The sequence below is a fragment of the Winkia sp. C0117E2 genome (genome assembly GCF_056590455.1).
In genome coordinates this window covers 340,368-361,392 of the sequence record NZ_JBWPWD010000001.1, presented here as the reverse complement: position 1 = coordinate 361,392, position 21,025 = coordinate 340,368, and the positions used below count along the sequence as shown (strand labels likewise).

Annotated in this window: 17 protein-coding genes; 16 read left to right on the top strand and 1 reads right to left on the bottom strand. The window is 56.7% G+C overall.

What is annotated here, in order from left to right; all coding sequences use genetic code 11:
• The first annotated feature begins 52 nt into the window (after window positions 1-52).
• From infB to AC1EKG_RS01600, 9 genes are all read left to right on the top strand, one after another.
• Window positions 53-2,887 carry a translation initiation factor IF-2 gene (gene infB / locus AC1EKG_RS01640; protein ID WP_102201937.1) on the top strand — a complete coding sequence of 945 codons (2,835 nt, stop codon included), beginning with the start codon at window positions 53-55 and terminating at the stop codon, window positions 2,885-2,887.
• 45 nt (window positions 2,888-2,932) lie between these two features.
• Complete coding sequence (gene rbfA / locus AC1EKG_RS01635) at window positions 2,933-3,376, top strand: 30S ribosome-binding factor RbfA (RefSeq protein ID WP_004804765.1); 444 nt, start codon at window positions 2,933-2,935, stop codon at window positions 3,374-3,376.
• A gap of 3 nt (window positions 3,377-3,379) precedes the next feature.
• Window positions 3,380-4,324 (top strand): tRNA pseudouridine(55) synthase TruB, encoded by a 945-nt coding sequence (gene truB / locus AC1EKG_RS01630; RefSeq protein WP_004804767.1) that lies wholly within the window; start codon window positions 3,380-3,382, stop codon window positions 4,322-4,324.
• Entirely contained in the window at window positions 4,317-4,469 is a 153-nt protein-coding gene (locus AC1EKG_RS01625) for a hypothetical protein (RefSeq protein WP_004804768.1), read from the top strand. The genes truB and AC1EKG_RS01625 overlap by 8 nt, the downstream gene beginning before the upstream one ends.
• Window position 4,470: 1 nt before the next feature.
• Window positions 4,471-5,457 carry a bifunctional riboflavin kinase/FAD synthetase gene (locus AC1EKG_RS01620; protein WP_004804771.1) on the top strand — a complete coding sequence of 329 codons (987 nt, stop codon included), beginning with the start codon at window positions 4,471-4,473 and terminating at the stop codon, window positions 5,455-5,457.
• Between the two features lie 236 nt (window positions 5,458-5,693).
• The gene (locus AC1EKG_RS01615) at window positions 5,694-7,715 is read left to right on the top strand and encodes a neutral/alkaline non-lysosomal ceramidase N-terminal domain-containing protein (RefSeq protein WP_004804774.1); all 2,022 of its coding nucleotides are present in this window, start codon (window positions 5,694-5,696) and stop codon (window positions 7,713-7,715) included.
• A gap of 17 nt (window positions 7,716-7,732) precedes the next feature.
• On the top strand, window positions 7,733-8,278 hold the full coding sequence (locus tag AC1EKG_RS01610; RefSeq protein WP_004804776.1) for a GNAT family N-acetyltransferase: 546 nt from the start codon (window positions 7,733-7,735) through the stop codon (window positions 8,276-8,278).
• A gap of 150 nt (window positions 8,279-8,428) precedes the next feature.
• Window positions 8,429-8,698, top strand: a complete 270-nt coding sequence (gene rpsO / locus AC1EKG_RS01605) for a 30S ribosomal protein S15 (RefSeq protein ID WP_004804779.1) — start codon at window positions 8,429-8,431, stop codon at window positions 8,696-8,698.
• 157 nt (window positions 8,699-8,855) lie between these two features.
• Window positions 8,856-11,276, top strand: coding sequence for a polyribonucleotide nucleotidyltransferase (locus AC1EKG_RS01600; RefSeq protein WP_004804781.1), 2,421 nt, complete (start codon window positions 8,856-8,858; stop codon window positions 11,274-11,276).
• 58 nt (window positions 11,277-11,334) lie between these two features.
• Here AC1EKG_RS01600 and AC1EKG_RS01595 read toward each other — a convergent pair whose 3' ends face one another.
• A complete protein-coding gene (locus AC1EKG_RS01595; RefSeq protein WP_004804783.1) occupies window positions 11,335-11,886 on the bottom strand; it encodes a hypothetical protein in 552 nt (183 codons plus the stop codon).
• 194 nt (window positions 11,887-12,080) lie between these two features.
• Between AC1EKG_RS01595 and AC1EKG_RS01590 the strand changes: the two genes are divergently transcribed.
• From AC1EKG_RS01590 to AC1EKG_RS01560, 7 genes are all read left to right on the top strand, one after another.
• Window positions 12,081-13,418 (top strand): M16 family metallopeptidase, encoded by a 1,338-nt coding sequence (locus tag AC1EKG_RS01590; protein ID WP_004804784.1) that lies wholly within the window; start codon window positions 12,081-12,083, stop codon window positions 13,416-13,418.
• Between the two features lie 4 nt (window positions 13,419-13,422).
• Entirely contained in the window at window positions 13,423-14,154 is a 732-nt protein-coding gene (gene dapB, locus AC1EKG_RS01585) for a 4-hydroxy-tetrahydrodipicolinate reductase (protein ID WP_004804786.1), read from the top strand.
• Window positions 14,151-14,732 carry a GNAT family N-acetyltransferase gene (locus AC1EKG_RS01580; RefSeq protein WP_004804788.1) on the top strand — a complete coding sequence of 194 codons (582 nt, stop codon included), beginning with the start codon at window positions 14,151-14,153 and terminating at the stop codon, window positions 14,730-14,732. Before dapB ends, AC1EKG_RS01580 begins: the two co-directional genes overlap by 4 nt.
• A gap of 59 nt (window positions 14,733-14,791) precedes the next feature.
• Window positions 14,792-15,679 (top strand): 4-hydroxy-tetrahydrodipicolinate synthase, encoded by an 888-nt coding sequence (gene dapA / locus AC1EKG_RS01575; RefSeq protein ID WP_004804789.1) that lies wholly within the window; start codon window positions 14,792-14,794, stop codon window positions 15,677-15,679.
• Between the two features lie 63 nt (window positions 15,680-15,742).
• Window positions 15,743-17,434 carry a ribonuclease J gene (locus AC1EKG_RS01570; protein ID WP_004804791.1) on the top strand — a complete coding sequence of 564 codons (1,692 nt, stop codon included), beginning with the start codon at window positions 15,743-15,745 and terminating at the stop codon, window positions 17,432-17,434.
• A gap of 3 nt (window positions 17,435-17,437) precedes the next feature.
• Window positions 17,438-18,373, top strand: coding sequence for a PfkB family carbohydrate kinase (locus AC1EKG_RS01565; protein WP_004804794.1), 936 nt, complete (start codon window positions 17,438-17,440; stop codon window positions 18,371-18,373).
• A 60-nt stretch (window positions 18,374-18,433) separates the two neighbouring features.
• Entirely contained in the window at window positions 18,434-20,980 is a 2,547-nt protein-coding gene (locus tag AC1EKG_RS01560; protein ID WP_004804798.1) for an FtsK/SpoIIIE family DNA translocase, read from the top strand.
• Window positions 20,981-21,025: the final 45 nt, after the last annotated feature.

Here is a 21,025-nt window from a genome sequence, read left to right as displayed (position 1 = left end):
CAGCAAAAGTAAATTGTCCGTCCTGTTTGGGGCGGACCCAGACAGGAGAATTGTGGCAAAACTGCGCGTGCATGAGCTTGCGAAAGAGCTCGGTACCACCTCTAAGAATCTTCTTGGAATCCTCAAGGAGCAGGGCGAATTTGTGAAGTCTGCTTCCTCTACCATTGAAGCGCCTGTAGTGCGCCGGATCCGAGAACAGTTCCCGAAGGGCGTCGAAGACGAAAAGAAGCCCGCTGCCAAGGGAACAAAGAAGACTACAAAGACAACGAAGAAGGCAGCTACTCCTAAGGCTGCTGCCAAGAAGGCTACTGCCAGCTCGGCACCTAAGCCGGGCCCGAAGACCAAGAAGGAAACGCCAAAGGCAAAGGCTGAAGCGCCAGCGAAGCCAGCAGCTAAACCGGCAGCAAATGCCAAGGGTACGCCGAAGGCTGCACCCAAGCCTGCCGCCAAGCCCGGCCCTAAGCCAGCAGCTAAGAAGCCGGCAGCTAAACCGGCACCGGCGAAACCGGCAGCAGCAAAGAAGGCTGCGCCTAAACCTGGCGCCCACATTCCAACCCCGAAGGCAGCCGTTAAGTCTGCCCAGAAGGCGCATGAACCGCGTCCAGGGAACAACCCATTTGCTTCCTCCCAGGGAATGCCGCGTCCGGGTGGATCGCGTCGTCCCGGGCCCAGGCCTGGACCGCGTCCTGGCAATAACCCCTACGCATCGGCTCAGGGAATGCCGAAGCCGGGTGGCCGTGGCCGCTCTAACAAGCCGGGAAGCGGTGCGAAGAATCGTCGCCCGTCCGGTCCGAGGCCGAATCCGAACATGATGCCGGAACGGTCCAAGTTGGCAGAGGCGCAGGCTCGCGCCGGCCAGAACGGCAAGCCAGGAAACCGGGACTCCCGTCGTGGTGGCCGTGGTGGTTCCGGTGGTCCTCGCGGTGGCTTCGGTGGTCCTCGTGGAGGCCGCGGTGGCCGCGGCTCGACTCAAGGTGCGTTCGGTCGCGGAGGCGGCTCTAAGCGCCGTAAGTCTAAGCGCGCCAAGCGTCAGGAATTCGAACAGAAGGCTCCTACCATTGGTGGCGTTCAGGTACCTCGCGGGGATGGAAGCACCGAGATCAGGATCCGTTCCGGCGCTTCGCTGGCTGATTTCGCTGACAAGATCAACGTAAATCCCGCCGCACTGGTCACCGTTATGTTCCACCTTGGTGAAATGGTGACTGCTAACCAGTCGCTGGACCAGGACACCTTCGAGGCTCTTGGTGCTGAACTCGGCTACGTAGTGAAGATCGTCTCTCCCGAGGACGAGGATCGCGAACTGCTCGAATCCTTCGACATCGACCTGGAGGCCGAGGAAGCCGATGACATCGATAACATGGTGCCCCGACCCCCGGTAGTCACGGTTATGGGCCACGTAGACCATGGTAAGACGAAGCTGCTGGATGCGATCCGCCACACCGACGTTGTCGGTGGCGAGCACGGAGGCATCACCCAGCACATTGGTGCCTATCAGGTGAAGGTCTCGTTGAATGACGAAGACCGTGCGGTTACCTTCATCGATACGCCTGGTCACGAAGCATTCACGGCTATGCGTGCACGTGGCGCGCAGTCCACTGACATTGCGATCATCGTGGTTGCAGCAGATGACGGCGTCATGCCGCAGACTGTTGAAGCGATTAACCATGCCCAGTCGGCAGATGTGCCTATCGTGGTCGCCGTCAACAAGGTCGATAAGCCCGAGGCTAAGCCTGACAAGATTCGCGCCCAGCTCACCGAATACAACTTGGTTGCTGAGGAATACGGCGGCGACGTGATGTTTGTAGACATCTCGGCGAAGCAGCGCACCGGCATTCAGGAACTACTGGAAGCTGTGTTGCTTACCGCCGACGCAGCGCTCGACCTCAAGGCGAATCCGGATGCTGAAGCTCGTGGCACTGCCATTGAAGCTAACCTGGACAAGGGGCGCGGTGCTGTTGCAACCATGCTCGTGCAGCGCGGTACATTGCGCGTTGGCGATGCACTGGTTGTCGGAAATGCACACGGGCGCGTCCGCGCAATGTTCGATGATCGCGGCAATTCCGTAAAGGAAGCGGGCCCGTCCTGCCCAGTACAGGTACTAGGTTTGACCTCCGTGCCGCGAGCAGGCGACTCGTTCCTGGTTGCCCCCGACGATCGCACTGCGCGCCAGATTGCAGACAAGCGTGAAGCTGCCGAGAGGCAAGCACAGCTGGCTAAGCGCCGCAAGAGGATTTCGCTTGAAGACTTCGATGAAGCACTCAAGGAAGGCAAGGTTGAGACTCTCAACCTCATCATCAAGGGTGACGTCTCTGGTGCTGTCGAGGCACTTGAAGATTCGCTGCTCAAGATCGAGGTTTCTGACGAAGTACAGTTGCGCATCATTCACCGTGGCGTAGGTGCAATTACCCAGAACGATGTAAACCTGGCAACCGTCGACAACGCGGTTATTATCGGGTTCAACGTCCGTCCGGCTGAACGTGTGGCAGAGTTGGCTGATTCCGAGGGCGTAGACATCAAGTACTACTCGGTCATTTACGCTGCGATCGAGGACGTCGAGAATGCTCTGAAGGGCATGCTGAAGCCGATCTATGAAGAGGTTGAACTCGGTAAAGCCGAGATCTTGCAGGTCTTCAAGTCCGGTAAGTTCGGCAATATTGCTGGTTCGATCGTCCGTTCTGGCAAGATCAAGCGAGGCACTAAGGCTCGTCTGATCCGTGACTCGGTAGTAGTAGCCCCCGACCTTGAGATTGCCTCTTTGCGTCGCGAGAAGGATGACGTGACTGAGGTCCGCGACGGTTACGAGTGCGGTATCACTCTTGGCCACAAGGACATCCAGGTCGGCGACATTATCGAAACTTGGGAAATGCGCGAGAAGCCTCGCGACTAATACCACCAGGGGCGGGCTTCGGCCCGCCCTCTTTGGGAGGAAAATATGGCAGATGAAGCACGTCAGCGGAAGGTAGCGGACCGGATCCAACAGACCGTGGCGCGTCTATTGGAAAGGCGCATCAAGGATCCGCGGATCGGTTTCGTGACAATTACGGATTGCCGTGTAACCGGAGATCTCCAGCACGCATCGGTTTTTTACACCGTTTTCGGCGATGAGGCTTCCCGTTCGGCAAGTGCCGCCGCGCTTGAATCCGCTAAGGGGCTAATACGTTCCGAGGTTGGAAAAGCTTTGGGTATCCGGCTTACGCCGACCCTAGAGTTCATTCCCGATGCCTTGCCTGAAGCCGCGGCTTCGATCGAGGAGGCCCTAGCAGCCGCCCGCGACCGTGACGCCAAGATTGCTCAGGCTGCTCAGGGAAAGTCTTACGCTTCTGACCCTGACCCCTATAAGGCCCCGCGCGTCAAAGACGAGGAATACGAGGACTAAGTAATGCGCCTCGAAGTACCCCGGGGGCAGCATCCGGCTGCTCCCGGGTTTGTCGTAATTGATAAGCCCGCCGGATGTACTAGTCACGATGTCGTATCGGCTGTACGCAGGCTAGCCTGCACCCGCAAAGTGGGCCACGCCGGAACCCTTGACCCCGATGCAACAGGAGCCTTGGTGGTGGCGGTAGGCGCCGGAACGAAACTGTTGCGCTACCTTACGGGCGCGGATAAGCAGTATCTTGCCCGCGTCCGCTTCGGCATTAGCACAACCACGGAGGACGCCTCCGGAGAAGTTACCCAGGCACTGGGAGCAAGGCTATCTGCAGAGCAGATAGAAAATGCTGCAAGCCGCCTCCGAGGCAATATAATGCAGGTGCCCTCTGCGGTATCAGCTATAAAAGTGCAGGGTAAACGCTCCTATGAGCTCGTCCGCGAAGGCAAAGAAGTCGCCCTCGAGGCGCGCCCGGTAACCATAGATGAACTGGAATTAACCTCTGAGCCTCAACAGGTGCGCGCCCAAGTTCCCGTCACGGACATTTCGATAAGGGTGACTTGTTCTTCCGGAACTTACATTCGTGCTCTTGCAAGAGATCTGGGGGAGGCACTTGGATGCGGGGCGCACCTAACCTATCTGAGGCGTACTCGCGTAGGCGGCTTTACCCTAGATCAGGCAGTGCAGCTTTCGGATGCACTTGTAGATGGCGAATTGCCAACCATTTCACTGTCCGAGGTCGCCGCGTGGTTCTTCCGGACCATGGTTTTGAGCCCGCAACACGTGGAAGATGTCCGCTGCGGACGGCGCCTCCACGTTGCCGAGGGCGCAGAAGGCACCTGGGCAATGCTGGATGGAACAAACAAGCTCGTAGGTATGGCAACATTAAGTGCGCAGGGCGACGGCTGGCGCCTCCAACCGAAGACGGTAATTCCACAGGAAGGATCCAATGGCTGACGAGAAGAACGGCTGCTCTTGCGGCGGTAAGTGCAAAGGCGGACACACCTCCCACTCGACCTCGCATAAGGTACGGGGAGCCATGGGAGTAGCGCCGGCAGGAAGAAAAGAACTAGGTCTTCGAGGGCAGGCGAAAGAAAAGTAAAATGCGAGTCTGGCACGGCTTGGACGAAGTCCCTACTGACATCGAATCGGTTGCAACTATAGGTATCTTCGATGGTGTCCATCGCGGGCACCAGAAAATCCTTACTACCGCCGTACGTGATGCACAACGGCTCGGGGTGCTGTCGGTAGCAGTTACTTTTGATCCCCATCCCGCGGTAGTACACCGTCCCGAGGGGATCGAACTGATCATGCCGTTGTCAGATCGGCTGGGGCAGATAGCCGCCCTCGGCGTTGACGCGGTGCTGGTCGTGAACTACGACCTGAAACTAGCCTCTTTGACCCCTTACGATTTTGTGCAGAAATTCTTCGTCGATGGGCTTGGGGTGGCGGAAGTCGTCGTAGGCGAGGATATGCGTTTCGGTAGAAACAACGCCGGCACGGTAGAGACCTTGCACGAATTGGGCGATAGGTTCGGATTCGACGTTACTGAAATAGTAGATGTGGAATCCTTCGAAGGCAGACGATGGTCTTCCACCTGGGTCCGGCAGGCGCTGGCCGCTGGTGACGTAACTCTTGCCAATAGGATTTTGGGACGTAACTACCGACTGCGCGGCAGGGTAGAACACGGCTTTAAGCGAGGGCGCCAACTAGGTTTCCCCACCGCGAATCTGAACTCCAGGGGAGTCGGGTTTGTCCCGGCAGACGGAGTATATGCCGGCTTGATAGTGAGGCAAATCCCGGAAGCGCCCGCCTGCGAGATGCTCCCTGCTGCCATCTCGGTTGGCACCAATCCACAGTTCGATGGGGAAGTGCGTACAGTCGAAGCCCACGTGCTTGGCCGCTCGGATTTGAATCTGTACGGAGAAGATATAGCGGTAGATTTCGTTGCTCGGATCAGGCCGATGCAGCAGTTCGACTCTGTGGAAGAACTGCTGGAGCGAATGGACGAAGATCTGCTGGAAGCTGCCAGGGTTCTGGGAGCGCCTCCCACTGGTCGTATCGCGCCCGAGGCAGTAACAGCTAAATAGGTGTGTCAAGGATTACAAGAAAATTTTGAAACTGTAAATCTTAGACACCATTGGAAATAGAGGAAAATATTTTAATCTTTTTCTGTGATTATTTCTCTGTTTCAGGCCGGTGCGACTTACGTCGGCCGCCCTTAAAGCCCAAAATGGTGCGAAAAAGTTAAAATATTTAACCTGTGGTAACCCGCGGTTTTTCATATAGTCGCATTGAAGATCCCAATCTCATCTAAGGATTTTTTATGCGTAGAAGATTTACATCCGCACTGCTTGGGATTTCTATGGCGCTGTCGATGGCCGCTGTAGGATCCCTTGCTCCTAAGACAGCTTCGGCAGAAGAACCTTCCTTCCTAGCCGGGCGCGGAATGGCCGACATGACAGGTGAGCCGGGCGAAAACGGCATGATGGGTTACGGTGATTCGCGCCAGAAGAGCGCCGGAATTCACTCTCGCCAATTCGCGCGCGCCTACGTGATCGTCGACCCCAAGACGAACAAACGTGTTGTCTTCCTATCTGGCGACATGCTTTCGGGTACCAACCTGGAGCGCGAGTTGCTGCTGAAGAAGCTGCGGGAGAAGTACGGTGACAAGTACAACGACGGTAACGTTCTGATCGCCGCTACCCACACTCATTCCACTCCCGGCGGCACCACTGATTACTCGCTCTACAACATCACCACCATGGGCGTGCACAAGCAATCACTTGACGCCACCGTTGACGGTTTTGCCAAGGCTATTGATCGTGCCGAGGCCGACTTGGCGCCCTCGCAGGTATCTTTCGGTTCGGACAAGGTAGAAGATGCAGGCGTAAACCGGTCCATGGACGCCTTCATGAATAACCCGAAGGAACTGCGTGACAAGCTGCCGGGCGATCGCGACTCGCGCTCCGATACGATGGCTATCTCTCGGGATGGCAAAGTCACTGGTTTTGTCAACTGGATGGCAACCCACGCAACCACCCTTCCCACTGAAAACAAACTGATTTCTTCGGACAACAAGGGGTATGCCGAGTACCTAGACGAGGTCAAGGAAGCAGGCGTGGACTACACCAAGCTAGACTCGCCCTCGATGGTGGCTGCCTACGTTTATTCCAACGGTGGCGATCAGACGCCTAACCTTGGATTGAAGCCGGCCACCGGCCCCTCCTCGGATCCTTTCAAGAGCGTAGAGATCATGGGCAAGCGGATCCATGACGGCGCCGAGAGGTCGCTGCAGAAGTTGGCAGTAGACGACAACACCACTGTTGACTACCGCATGATGTGGGTCGATATGCAGAACCAGAAGGTGGCCCCAGAGTTTTCTACTACCGGTAAGGAAGAGAAGACTTGCCGCGCAATTGTTGGTGCTCCCTTTGGCTCTGGTTCTGAAGAAGATGGTGGCGGCGGTGTCACCTTCTTGGGTGAGGGCTTGGATAAGAACGAGCTCATGGATTCGTTGACTAAGACCACCTACGATGCAACTCCCGGCCTGAAGGATTGTCAGGGCCCGAAGAAGGTACTGTTCGAATCTGGCATGGTGGATTCCGTGCAGGGCGTACTTCCTGTACAGGTTCTGCGCATTGGTGACCACTACATCCTGGGCATGCCCGGCGAGGTTACTTCCGCATCCGGCGTGCTCATGCGTGAAGCTTTCGCAAAATCTGCAGGAACCACGGTAGATAAGGTAATGGTCTCTTCTGCCGCTAATGCGTACGGGCACTACTTCACTACTCCGTGGGAATACGACAGACAGAATTACGAGGGCGGCGCGACCATTTACGGCCGTTACACCGTGCCTGCCCTAAACCAGGCCTTGGCCGCGGTGGGGAAGTCCTTCAAGGAAGGTGGCGCTGAGGTGGTTGGTACAGCTCCGAAGATTCGCCCGTTCGTTTACTCGGCGTATGGCAAGGTTTTGCACGATACTCCCGGAACACACAAGTACGGGGACGTGTTGATCCCGGTGCGTGGCAATTACCGCAAGGGTGACGTGGTAAAGGCTGTATTCCAGGGATCTCACCCGAACGTGAATATTCGCCATGAGGGCACCTACCTACAGGTGCAAAAGCGTGAGGGCGACAAGTGGGTCGACGTTGCTAAGGATTCGGACTTTTCTACAAAGTTCAATTGGAAGCGCAAGGGGATTTCTGCCTCTGAGGTAACCATGGAGTGGGATACCACCGAGGCCGAGCCTGGCACCTACAGGATGGTTTACAACGGCACTTCGAGGGCGCCGGGTAACCATGACACGGAATTCCAGGGGGTAACCGGTTCCTTCCAGGTTGAGTAAAATCCTTCGTAATAAAAGTGACCGCTCTGTTGGGCGGTCACTTTTATTACGATGTGCGTATGCGGATTGCGTTTAGGAGGGCCTGCCAGAGCGACCTGGCGAAGCTGATGCAGATGTTTGCTTATGGGCAAAAGAGGCTTGCCGCCATCGGTGTCGATCAGTGGGAAGAGGGGGTTTATCCGAATGCGCAGATAGTTGCCGACGATATTGCTGCCTCCATTTGCTATGTAGCGCAAACAGGTGGCGAGGTGGTGGCTACCATGAGCATTGACCCGAAGTCGGATCCTTGTTTTGCTCGCGCGGATTTAGCGTGGCGGTACCCTCCAGAACAGGCGGTGGTGCTGCACAGGCTAGCCGTTTGCGAGTCTGCTCAAGGTAGGGGAGTCGCTAGGGAATTTCTGCGTTTTGCATCTGCTTTGGCAGGGAGAAAGCATTTGCGCGTCGACACGTCCCCGCAGAATCTTCCGATGGTGAATCTGTTGCTCTCTGAGGGGTATGAGCGGGTCGGTACCTTGGTATATGAGGACTATGGCAACATTCGGTGTGACTGCTTTGAAAAATAGAGCGTGCCTCATCTCACTGAACGCGCAGCTGGGAGCCCGTAACTGGAGCTGGTAGCATTGTCGGTGCCGTCATGCCGGCCACGGTAGCGTCATGCTCGGGTGAATGGGCCCCGGTGCTCCGTGCAACAACAATATAGAAAGAGGGACGAAGTGTCGCTTACTAAAGAAGAAAAAGACCAGATCATTGCAGAATATGCAACCCACGAGGGCGACACCGGTTCGCCCGAGGTGCAGATCGCTCTGCTATCCAAGCGCATCAAGGATCTGACCGAGCACTTCAAGGATCACAAGCACGATCACCACTCCCGTCGTGGTCTGCTGCTCCTGGTAGGCCAGCGCAAGCGTCTGCTGGGATACCTGAAGGAAGTTGACATCGAGCGTTACCGTTCCCTGATCGAGCGCCTCGGTCTGCGTCACTGATTGTCTTCTTTTCGGCCCGGGCGTCAGCTCGGGCCGAAAGTATATGTTCTGGCACTAGTTAAAAAACTGAGTCTAACCGTTAGACTAACTATCGGGAACCCAGTCGCGTCGGTCTTCGGTAGTGGCTTCCGGAAGTAAGGTCCGTGAGTCTCGATCGATGACCGCCATGTGGGTTCCTCCGATACCTACACAGAAGGAAACCGATTTAGTGTTTGAAGGAAATGACATCACTGCTGCAGAAGCAGTAATCGACAATGGTCGCTTTGGTAAGCGCACCATCCGTTTTGAGACCGGTCTGCTAGCCAAGCAGGCCGCCGGTTCCGCCATGGCTTACCTCGATGGCGAAACTGCTATCTTGTCCGCTACCACCGTGGGCAAGCACCCCAAGGATCAATTTGATTTCTTCCCCCTGACTGTTGACGTCGAGGAACGCCAGTACGCAGCAGGGCGGATCCCCGGAAACTTCTTCCGCCGTGAAGGTCGTCCGGGCACCGACGCAATCTTGGCCTGCCGCTTGATTGACCGTCCTCTTCGTCCTTCGTTTGTGAAGGGCCTACGTAACGAGGTTCAGGTCGTCGAGACGGTTCTGGCAGTGCACCCCGATGACGCCTACGACGTGCTCGCCATCAATGCTGCTTCTATGTCCACCCAGATTGCCGGCCTGCCTTTCTCGGGTCCGATCGGTGGTCTTCGCCTGGCTCTAATTGAAGACCAGTGGGTGGCTTTCCCCCGTTTCTCCGAAATGGAGCGTTCTACTTTCAACATGGTCGTCGCAGGCCGCGTTGTTACCCGCGCTGACGGGGAAGAAGACATTGCCATCATGATGGTCGAGGCCGGTGGCGGCGAGAACGAGGTCGAGCTGATTGCCGCGGGTGGCACCAAGCCCACCGAGTCTGTGGTTGCTGAGGGACTCGAGGCTGCGAAGCCGTTCATTCGTGAGCTCGTTCGTGCCCAGCAGGAGGTTGCCGACAAGGCTTCCAAGCCCACCGCCGAATTTGAACTGTTCAAGGATTACTCGGACGAGCAGTACAAGGCTGTCGAAGAGAAGGTATCCGCGAAGCTGCCCGAGGCGATTTCGATCGTCGAGAAGCTGCCTCGCGAGGCCAAGCTCGAAGAGATCCGCGATGCCGCCCTGGAGGAACTGGAAGAACAGTTCCCGGAGCAGGAAAAGGATCTGAAGGCCGCTTTCAAGGCTATCGAGAAGGAAGCTATTCGTTCTCGCACTCTGCACGAGGGCGTTCGTATGGACGGGCGTGGGTACACCGATATCCGCACCCTGTCTGCCGAGGTCGAGGTCCTGCCTCGCGTCCACGGCTCCGCCCTCTTCCAGCGTGGCGAAACCCAGATCATGGGCGTTACCACGCTGAACATGCTCCGCATGGAACAGCAGATTGATGGTCTGACTCCGGTTACTCACAAGCGGTACATTCACCACTACAACTTCCCGCCGTACTCCACTGGCGAGACCGGTAGGGTAGGTTCGCCGAAGCGCCGCGAGATCGGCCACGGTGCGCTAGCTGAGCGCGCACTTGTTCCGGTTCTTCCTTCCAAGGAAGACTTCCCGTACGCGATCCGCCAGGTGTCGGAAGCACTGGGTTCCAATGGGTCTACCTCCATGGGCTCCGTTTGCGCTTCCACCTTGTCGCTGATGCAGGCTGGCGTTCCGCTGCACGCACCGGTTGCAGGTATTGCTATGGGCCTTATGTCCGAGCCTATGGAAGATGGCAAGACTAAGTACGTCGCCCTCACTGACATCCTTGGCGCCGAGGACGGCTTCGGCGACATGGACTTCAAGGTTGCCGGTACCAGCGAATTCATTACTGCGCTGCAGCTGGATACGAAGCTGGACGGCATCCCGTCCGACGTTCTGGCTGCTGCTCTGAGCCAGGCCCGCGACGCCCGCCTTCACATCCTCGAGGTAATGGCTGCCGCCATCGATACTCCGGATGAGCTGGCTGCCACCGCGCCGCGTATCATCACCGTCCAGGTGCCGGTCGACAAGATTGGCGAGGTCATTGGCCCGAAGGGCAAGATGATCAATCAGATCCAGGAAGACACCGGAGCCGAGCTGACCATCGAAGATGACGGCACTGTCTACATTGCTTCTGATAATGGCGAGAGCGCAGAAGCAGCGCGCGCCGCGGTCAACGCGATTGCTAACCCGCAGCTGCCCGAGGTCGGAGAGCGCTACGTCGGTACTGTTGTCAAGACGACCTCCTTCGGCGCCTTCGTTTCGCTTACCCCAGGTAAGGACGGGCTGCTGCACATCAGCCAGATCCGTCGCCTGGTTGGCGGCAAGCGTATCGATTCTGTCGAGGACGTGTTGAACGTTGGCCAGCAGGTCGAGGTCGAGATCGCCGAGATCGATGCTCGTGGCAAGCTTTCCTTGCACGCGGTTGTCGAGGGCGAGGAGGCAGAATCTGACTCGGAGGCTAAGTCTGAAGAGTCTGAAGAGCCGAAGAAGGACGAGGAATCTCGCCCGCGCCGGCGCCGTCGTCGTGAAAACGGTTCGGGGGAGCGTCGCCAGCGGCGTAACCGTTCCCGGTCCCGTTCGCGTTCGAAGGACGACCAGGAATAATCCGTAGATAAGTTTTGGCCCGCAGCCTCTGGCTGCGGGCCAAAACTTATTAACAGAGTTAGGCAGTAGCTTTAGAAGAGCCGCGCTTTGTTGAGTTGCCTAGGAAGGAATAGATGAGCGCGCCCGCACCTACGATCAAGGAGCCGATTCCTGCCCAGAAGGCCACGGTACCCATCGTCCAAAAAGCGTAGGCGTTGAGTAGCATGCCGCGCAGGGAGTTGCCCTGGAACATGTCGGCACGTAGCTCGCGAAGCTTGGCAACTTTCTGCGGGTCAGCCTTGGGATCTGCCGACAGTTTCATGTATTCGCCAGAAACCTCGTTGTAGTTCTTCCCACCCGCCATCTGCTTCAGGTGTTCTTTTATGTAGTAGTCCGAGAAAGCGAAGGCTTGGTTGCCGTCCTCCATAGGCTGGCCCGCATATTGGAGGAGGTGATCTTTCTGCTCTTGGGTAGTTAGATTCTCCTTGGAGGGCATGGTTATCTGTTGCTCGGAAAGCTGTGAGCTAACAGAGGAGTGTAGGAACAGCCCGCCTCCGATTGCTCCTATGCCAACTAGCACCAAGATGGTTCCTAGGACTCTAGCGATGGCTTTGTATATTTGCTGATTCAACTTAATCTCCTATCCGAAAAGCATTCACCTATGTCTCGCGAGAAAATCTACCGCAGCTAATGGGTATTAGCTAGGTTTGAAGGCGAATAATTACGCTTATCGCCCAAGGTGAACAGTTGCGCCTGCAACTAGGTGGTTAGAGTTGTCTCATAATGGTTGGTGAACTTATGTCCGGGCAATAGAATAGGAAACCTATGGATACCGGTAGCTTTGAATTGCCTCGCGTCAGTTGCAACCAGCCTGGAGCAGACCTGTCTATTGCTGAGGACGGGACCTTGATCAGGCGCACAATCTTACCGGGAGGTCTGCGCGTAATTACGCAAAACGTGCCCACCTCTCGGAGTGTCTCCTTGGGGGCTTGGGTAGAAGCAGGCTCCCGCGACGAAGCTGAAGGCCATTACGGTTCCACCCATTATTTGGAGCACCTGCTGTTCAAGGGGACTGAGAACCTTACCGCGTTAGATATCTCGTCCTCGTTTGATCGGGTTGGAGGCGAATCAAACGCCGGCACTGCAAAGGAATACACCACTTATTATGGGCGAGTTCTTGCCGCAGATATGCCGATGGCTCTTCAGATTATTTTGGACATGGTATCCAGAGCCAAACTGGATCGTGCCGATTTCGAAATGGAACGCACCGTTATCCTGGACGAGCTAGCAATGGCAGCCGATGACCCGACTGATTTAGCGCACGAGAAGTTCGCGGGTGCCATGTTTGCTGGTCATGAGCTCGCCCGCCCAATCGGGGGCACCCCGCAATCGGTAACGGCAACTCCGCTCGAAGCTGTACGGGAGCATTATCAGCAGACCTACGTACCGTCTGGAATCACGATCGCGGCTGCCGGAAATGTGAATCACGAACAGCTGTGCGAATTGGTCGATGACTTCAGGCAATCCGGAGCGTGGGCGGATCGGTCAGGCGAGGATGAGGATGCCCCCAGGCCGGCCCGCTCGGTCACCGAGGTACGTCCGACCCAAGAAGCGCAACTGCACATTGAGCGTCCCATTGAACAGGCACACCTACTGGTAGGAGGGCGAGGCTACTCGATTAGCGACGAACGCGGCTATGCCGCAACGATCGCCTCCACAATTTTGGGCTCTGGGATGTCCTCGCGCCTGTTCCAACAGGTACGGGAAAAGCGGGGGCTTGCATATTCCACTTTTGCTTTCCAGTCGGCGTACGCGGATGCGGGGTACTTCGGTATGTATGCCGGATGTCAGCCCGGCAAGGTCGACGAAGTTCGCAAAGTAATGTTGGGAGAATTGGAAGATATGGCCCAAGGGGGAGTGCGGGAAGAGGAGATCGCCCTCGCCCTCGGACAGCTACGGGGCGGAACAGCCTTGGGGATGGAATCTGCTTCGGCCCGGATGAATAGATTAGGGCGGGCTGAGATTGGCAGGCACCGGCTGGATACCTACGACTACACAATGGCAAAGCTAGAGGCAGTGTCGGCGCAGCAGATTAGCACGATCTGTAGAGATCTCATAGAGGGAGCCCGCGTGGAAGTAGTGGTGGGCCCAAAGGTAGGGTGAAGTGATGATCAAAGTAGCAGTAGTAGGCGCTTCCGGGCGCATGGGAGCAACTGTTTGTGAGGCAGTTTCCCAGCAAGAAGACATGGAATTAGTGGCACGTCTGGATTCGGGTGATTCCATCGATGAACAGTCGTTGGCGGGTGCTGAAGTTACGGTGGACTTCACGGTTCCTGCCGTGGCTTTCGATACTGTGAGTGCTGCGCTTCGGGCTGGATCACATTCCGTAGTGGGCACCACGGGGTGGACCCCTGAAAAGTACGAACAGATTACCCGGGTTGCCGAACAGGCGGGTAAGAACGTTCTGATTGCTCCGAATTTCGCGTTGTCGGCGGTATTGACCATGAAATTTGCTGAGTTAGCCGCACCTTACTTCGATAGTGCCGAAATTATCGAGATGCACCATCCGAATAAGGTGGACGCGCCTTCCGGGACTGCCATTGCTACCGCGGGGGCGATTTCTGCCGGAAGAGCGGGCAAGCCGGTGCCTGACGCAACTGAATCGGACCCCGAGGGCGCTCGCGGTGCCAAGTATGAAGGCGTACCGGTTCATGCAGTCCGACTGCGTGGCCTCAATGCTCATCAGGAGGTTTTGTTCGGTAACCCTGGAGAACAGCTCGTACTGCGCACCGATTGTTTTGACCGAGAATCCTTTATGCCTGGCGTAATGCTTGCGTGTCGGAAAGTGGGCGGGCTAGCTGGGCTCACTATTGGTCTCGATAAGGTGATGGGGCTATGAGGAGCGCGGACAATTCTGTTCGCCCTGCTGTAGTTGAGGATGCCGAGGCAATTGGCAGTATTCATCTGCAGGCAATGAAGACGGAGCTGGCCGGGGTGCTGGAAAATCCATCACCCGCCCTTCTTGCTAGCTTGAAACGGGAACAATTTACTCGGACGTGGAAAGAATCAATTGCTAATCCGCCTGATGGTCGGCACATGGTACTTACTGCCATTGCTGGGGCAAAAGTTGTTGGTTTTGCGGCGCTGGCACCAGCTGAAGACCTGTCGGAGGCAACCTCTCTGCCGGATGGTCCTGCTCCGCTACAAGAGCATCCGGCAGAGGCGCAGATTGTTGCGCTAGAAGTGGCTGACTCGGAACGTGGTAAAGGGCACGGATCCAGGTTGCTAGCTGCATGCGCTGACATGCTTGGACGCACCGGAGCGAAGCGGGTGCAAGTGTGGATCAGCGGTGGAGATGCTGGGCGAATCAGTTTTTATACCGAGGCCGGATTTGCGCCCGCAGGCGTGCGTAGAAAGCTCCAGGTTGGCGAACAATCCTTAGTGCAACACGTTTGGTACACGCAGTTGCAAGACTAAAATAGATCCACACTTTGGTACGAAAAGTTTTTCCTTCCCGTTAACTTTAGGGTAAGGATATGGCAGCTCATACATTCGGCACTCTAGCCACAGCGATGGTCACCCCGTTCCAGAAAGACGGGGAGGTGGATTATGAGGCGGCGATTAACCTTGCCAGGAAACTTGCAGCAGACGGCTGTGATGCTATCTTGCTCTCTGGCACCACCGGGGAATCCCCAACTACGCACCAGCCTGAAAAGGCAGAACTGATCCGTTCTGTAAAGGCAGCAGTAGATCCTAGCGTGGTGGTATTCGCAGGGGCCTGTTCGAATGACACCGCCCACGCGGTGCGGATGGCTGAAGGCGCTGCCCAGGCTGGCGCTGACGGACTGCTGGTTGCGGCTCCCTATTACAACCGCCCTTCCCAGGAAGGGGTGTATCAGCATATTCGCGCAGTGGCGACCTCGACTGACCTTCCGGCCATGGTCTATGACATACCTGGACGTACCGGTCTTGAGATTGGCGAACACACGTTAGATCGCCTCGCCCAAATTGAGCAGATACAAGCATTTAAAGATGCAACGGGCAATGTCGAGCGGGCGCAGGAGAGGCTTGAACGGACCGGACTCGACTGCTATAGCGGAGACGATGGGTTGAACTTCTCTTTCCTAACCCACGGCGCCACGGGCGTCATCTCGGTGGTATCGCATGTGGGGGCAGCCTTTTACCGGCAAATGATAGATGCGTTGGCTCAGGGCGACATTGCTACTGGCCGGGCTTTAACATCTAAGTTACGTCCTCTAGTGAACGCAATTATGGGAGGCGGACAGGGGGCCGTAATGGCGAAACACGCCCTCGTTTTGGCCGGAGTTCTGTCTGAGCCGACACTTCGTCTGCCGTTGGTGGCAGAGCCAGAGGATAAGGTGCTTGCCTTGAAAGTAGTTATGGAAAAACTGGGTCTATGCTGAAACATTTTCACCTTGCCCGGCGAATAGGTCGGTGTTTCGCGTTTTAGATGACACAATAAGAGTGTGAATTCTCTTTACCCTGACTTACCCACCCCGCCGAAACTGGCCAAAGACACCCTGCGCGTAACTCCGCTGGGCGGCCTAGGTGAGGTCGGACGGAACATGACCGTATTCGAGATCAACGGCAAACTATTGATCGTCGATTGTGGCGTACTGTTTCCTGAAGAAATCCAGCCGGGTGTAGACCTGATTCTTCCGGACTTTTCGGCAATCTCTAACAGGATGGATGACGTGGTGGGGCTTGTGCTCACTCACGGCCATGAGGACCACATTGGCGCGGTCCCGTACCTGTTGCGTTTGCGCCGCGACATCCCGATCTACGGCTCGCGCCTAACTCTTGCGTTCTTGGAACCGAAGCTGGCAGAACATCGGCTGCGCGACACAAACCTAAACGTGGTTGCCGAGGGCGACACCGTTCAGATCGGCGGGTTCGGCTGCGAATTTGTTGCAGTAAACCACTCCATTCCGGATGCGCTTGCAGTCATGATCCGCACCGAGGCCGGAAACGCCCTAGTTACGGGCGACTTCAAGATGGACCAGCTGCCCCTAGATCGCCGTATTACAGACCTGCGTTCCTTCGCCCGTCTTGGCGAAGAGGGCGTAGACCTGTTCATGGTGGATTCGACCAACGCTGAAGTGCCGGGATTTGTTACCCATGAGCGCGAGATCGGACCCGTCATCAGTGCGGTGTTCGGCAAAGCACAGGGGCAGCTGATTGTCGCCTCGTTCAGTTCGCATGTGCACCGTGTCCAGCAAGTACTAGACGCTGCTGCCGAGCACGGTCGCAAGGTTGCCTTTGTGGGGCGCTCTATGGAACGCAACATGCGTATTGCGATGGAGCTGGGGTACCTGAATGCTCCCGAGGGCGTAATCGTTTCTTCTCGCGAAATTGAAAACTTGCCCCCACGGCAGCGGGTCTACATGGCCACGGGTTCGCAGGGCGAGCCCATGGCAGCTCTGGCCAGGATCGCCAACGGCACTCACAAGTTCATCTCGGTAGGTCCCGAGGACACTGTCATCTTGGCGTCCTCGTTGATCCCCGGAAACGAAAACTCCGTATATCGCGTAATCAATGCTCTGATGCGCCTAGGTACCAAGGTTGTGCACAAGGGCAACGCAAAGGTGCACGTATCTGGACACGCCGCCGCAGGGGAATTGCTGTACTGCTACAACGTGGTTCAGCCGAAGAACGTGATGCCGATTCACGGCGAGATCAGACACCTCGTGGCAAACGGCCGGCTGGCTGTCCAAACGGGAGTGCCGGCGTCGCGCATTGCCCTGGCAGAAGACGGGGTAGTAGTCGACCTCGCCAATGGGCAAGCTTCCGTAGTTGGCGCAGTGCCCTGTGACTACGTGTACGTAGACGGTGGTTCGATCGGCGAGATCAGTGAAAGCGAACTGCACGATCGGCTAGTGCTCGGCGAAGAGGGCTTTGTCAGCGTCTTCGCCGTTGTCGACCTCGAAATGGGGCAGGTCCTGGCGGGCCCGCACATTACCGCTCGCGGGATGGCCGAGGACGAAGCTGTGTTTAGGGAAGTGCTCCCCGATGTGGCAGAGGCTCTTGCGAAGGCGGCAGCACCGGGGCACGTGGACGCTTACTCACTGCAGCAGGCCATGCGACGCGCCTTGGGACGGTGGGTTTCCCGCAGGCTGCGGCGACGCCCAATGATTGTTCCCGTGGTTATTGAAGGGTAATTGATGGCTGGTTCTTTGGTTGCTGTTGCATCGGTCATTTTGACTATGCCGATGCACGTTCCCCATCTTCCTGACAGGGGAGGCGAGGTCTCTGCGACCATGTCTTCTGTTGGAGTAGGCGGCGCGTTCCCAGTAATGGTCGCTGCCCGCCGCCAAGGAGTCGAGGTGTGGTGCGCTGCCTGTATGGGCACCGGACCGAACTCCATGATGGTTGCCGAAGAACTGGGGCGCGAAGGAATCACCGTCGTCACCTCTGACGTAGTGGGTGACATCGGCATGAAACTAGTACTTGTCGAAGCCGATGGGTTCATCTCTTCAGTGGTGGCTCCCGGAGTCGAAGCGGAACAGGAATTAGCTTCCTTGCAAAGGCTCCAGCTAAAGGACAAGGACATGGTCTACGTGTCTGCCTCTGACCTGGTTTCTCCGGCATATCAGAGCGCGCTAGAAGGTTGGCTCCCCGACTTTCCTGAAGGGGTAAGTTTGACGCTGGCTTTGGGCCCCCAGATAAAAGAAGTAGACCCTGAATGGCTGCGGCGAATCCTGCCGCACATCGACCTGTTAACCATGAATAGGCGGGAAACGGACTTGCTTCGGGCAGTCTTGGGCCGGCAAACCCTACACGATGCGCTAAGTGAGGTTATGAAACCGTCAGCGGTCATCGTCCGCCGGGATTCCTCCAGGGGCTGCTGGGTCACCGACGGCCCAAACTCCGAACCGGTCAAAGTACCAGCATTCCCATCCCAAATTAGAGATACAGCCGCGGTGGGTGACGTACACACCGGGGTACTGTGCGCATCTCTTCTGCAGGGACACGACCCAATTACTGCCGCCCGACGCGCCAATGCTGCCGGTGCCATCATGGTCGGACGCCCAGGAGGGCGGAACGTGCCAGACGACCGGGACGTGGAGGCACTTATGGCGCAGGATTCGCTCACATAAGCCTTACCGCGGCGTGGCCGGAAGGTGACTTTTGGACTTTACCTATAGTCTGAAACCGCTATGGCTACACGCAAGAAAACACCGAAGAAACCTGAACCTCCTAAGGAATACACGCCCTCGTTGAGGCGCGACGGCTTGGCTTTTGCGATCATTGGGCTGGCAGTCGTCATTGCACTCCGCGAGTGGTTTGGCATGTCGGGCCTGGCAGGGGACGTGATCCACCACGTGGCCGCAGGGGCCGTCGGGGTTTTCTCTGTCGTCGCACCGCTGCTCGCCCTTTGGGTTGCATTGGGTATTTTCCGCAACCGGGAACCTCTTGGCGCTAAGGCGCACGTAATTGTCGGCACCCTTGGGGTAGTGATCGCCGCTACCGGGATTGTGCACGTCGGGCGAGGGGCACCTTCGCTCGGTAACGGCATTGAAGCGCTGGAACAAGCAGGCGGAATTATCGGATGGGTTCTAGGGCACCCGCTAGCCATTCTGTTTACTCGGGTAGGTGCGGCACTGTTGCTTGTGCTGATTTTTGCCTATTCGCTGTTGGTCCTTACTGAAACGCCGTTGGCAAGTGCATTCGCTGCCGCTAAGGCGTGGTTTGGTTCTGCAGAACAGAAGTATGCCTCTTGGCGGAAGGGACATGAAGAAAAACGGGAGGAAGCCGGCGATAAACCGAAACGCAGTTCGCGCTTTGCCCGTTCAAGTAAGGGGCAGAGCGAAGAGAAGCTGGACTCCTACGATGGGGATGATGCTTTCCGCACGCCGTTGCACACCGAGACACCGGCGGAGCCGACTCGGGTCATCTCAGAACCTGTGCCGATTGTGCCTGCCTTCGAAGAACCGCCTGCATACGACGATCACACTCAGCTGCTGGAAGAGCCTGCCAGCTCCGAAGTAACCCAGGTGGTTGCTCCAACTGGGCCTATTGCAAGCGGAGGCAGCACCGTTGCCGCATCGGGCTCGCCTGCCCCCGTTGCGCAGGAACCAGAAGAGGAATCGTCGGCGTTTGAAGCCGATACTAGTTTCGATGACAAGCCCTACGACTTGCCCCAGGACTCACTGCTTATTAAAGGCGCTCCGCAAAAGCTCCGCTCGTCGGCAAACGACAAGGTAGTGGCTCAACTACAGGGAGTTCTTGACGAATTCAAGGTCGATGCGAAGGTCACCGGCTTTTCTAGGGGACCAACAGTTACTCGGTACGAGGTACATCTAGGAGCCGGGGTAAAGGTAGATAAGATTACCAACCTCGAGAAGAACATCGCCTACGCTGTAGCCAGTGCCGACGTGCGAATTTTGAGCCCAATCCCGGGCAAACAGGCGATTGGCGTCGAGATTCCAAATAGCGACCGAGAAACGGTAGTTCTTGGTGACGTACTGCGGTCTGATACTGCGAAGAAGAATTCCCATCCCTTGGTTGTGGGCCTGGGCAAAGACATCGAGGGCGGTTTCGTAGTCACGAACATCGCAAAGACTCCGCACTTGCTAGTAGCGGGTGCTACGGGATCTGGTAAGTCCTCGTTTGTAAACTCGATGATCACCTCCATCATGATGCGAGCAACTCCGGCGCAGGTTCGCATGATCCTAGTGGATCCCAAGCGCGTGGAACTTACCATCTACGAGGGCATTCCCCATCTGATAACTCCGATCATCACCGATCCTAAGAAAGCGGCAGAAGCGCTGGAATGGGTCGTAAAAGAGATGGACGCGCGCTACGACGATCTGGCGCGTTTCGGCTACAAGCACATCGACGATTTCAACGCGGCGATTCGCAATGGAAGCATTCAGCTGCCGCCGGATTCCAAGCGCAAGCTGGAGCCGTACCCTTATCTGCTGGTGGTAGTAGACGAGTTGGCGGATCTAATGATGGTGTCGCCACGGGATGTAGAAGCGTCAATTCAGCGTATTTCTCAGCTGGCGCGTGCAGCTGGTATTCACCTGGTGCTGGCCACCCAGCGACCTTCTGTAGACGTAGTTACGGGACTTATCAAGTCGAATATTCCCTCCCGCCTTGCTTTTGCTACGTCCTCGTTGGCTGACTCTCGCGTAATTTTGGATCAGCCGGGTGCCGAGAAACTGATTGGGCAAGGTGACGCGCTGTACCTGCCCATGGGGGCTTCAAAACCGATCCGTGTGCAAGGCGCGTGGGTCAATGAAAGCGAAATACACCAGGTTGTGAACCATGTGAAGGCACAGCGGGAAGTTACTTATCGCGAGGACGTGATCCCGGCTGAGCCCACCAAACGCGTTATTGATGACGACATTGGTGACGATCTGGATGTCTTGCTTCAGGCAGCAGAATTGGTGGTATCTACCCAGCTCGGATCCACTTCGATGTTGCAGCGCAAATTGCGGGTCGGCTTTGCCCGCGCTGGCCGTCTAATGGATTTGCTGGAATCTCGGGAAATCGTTGGCCCAAGCCAAGGATCGAAGGCACGCGACGTCCTAATTCCGCCGGAAGAGGTCGATCGCGCACTCGCGATCATCAAGGGTGAGTCCGTACCTGAACCGGAAGTCAGCGAAGGCCCCGATCTTCGCCCGCTAGAGGAGCAACATCCAGAACTGGAAGTAGTAAATAAGGACAGCGAAGATGCGTGGGAACTGACTGGGCGCTAAAGGAAGTGTAAAATACCGTAAGGTACGGAAAATTAGCAGAACGGG

Excerpts from the sequence above, each read along its gene's own strand:
- rbfA (WP_004804765.1), top strand. The coding sequence starts at position 2,933 with ATGGCAGATGAAGCACGTCAGCGGAAGGTAGCGGACCGGATCCAACAG.
- truB (WP_004804767.1), top strand. The coding sequence starts at position 3,380 with ATGCGCCTCGAAGTACCCCGGGGGCAGCATCCGGCTGCTCCCGGGTTT.
- AC1EKG_RS01625 (WP_004804768.1), top strand. The coding sequence starts at position 4,317 with ATGGCTGACGAGAAGAACGGCTGCTCTTGCGGCGGTAAGTGCAAAGGC.
- AC1EKG_RS01620 (WP_004804771.1), top strand. The coding sequence starts at position 4,471 with ATGCGAGTCTGGCACGGCTTGGACGAAGTCCCTACTGACATCGAATCG.
- AC1EKG_RS01615 (WP_004804774.1), top strand. The coding sequence starts at position 5,694 with ATGCGTAGAAGATTTACATCCGCACTGCTTGGGATTTCTATGGCGCTG.
- AC1EKG_RS01600 (WP_004804781.1), top strand. The coding sequence starts at position 8,856 with ATGACCGCCATGTGGGTTCCTCCGATACCTACACAGAAGGAAACCGAT.
- AC1EKG_RS01590 (WP_004804784.1), top strand. The coding sequence starts at position 12,081 with ATGGATACCGGTAGCTTTGAATTGCCTCGCGTCAGTTGCAACCAGCCT.
- dapB (WP_004804786.1), top strand. The coding sequence starts at position 13,423 with ATGATCAAAGTAGCAGTAGTAGGCGCTTCCGGGCGCATGGGAGCAACT.
- AC1EKG_RS01580 (WP_004804788.1), top strand. The coding sequence starts at position 14,151 with ATGAGGAGCGCGGACAATTCTGTTCGCCCTGCTGTAGTTGAGGATGCC.
- dapA (WP_004804789.1), top strand. The coding sequence starts at position 14,792 with ATGGCAGCTCATACATTCGGCACTCTAGCCACAGCGATGGTCACCCCG.
- AC1EKG_RS01565 (WP_004804794.1), top strand. The coding sequence starts at position 17,438 with ATGGCTGGTTCTTTGGTTGCTGTTGCATCGGTCATTTTGACTATGCCG.
- AC1EKG_RS01560 (WP_004804798.1), top strand. The coding sequence starts at position 18,434 with ATGGCTACACGCAAGAAAACACCGAAGAAACCTGAACCTCCTAAGGAA.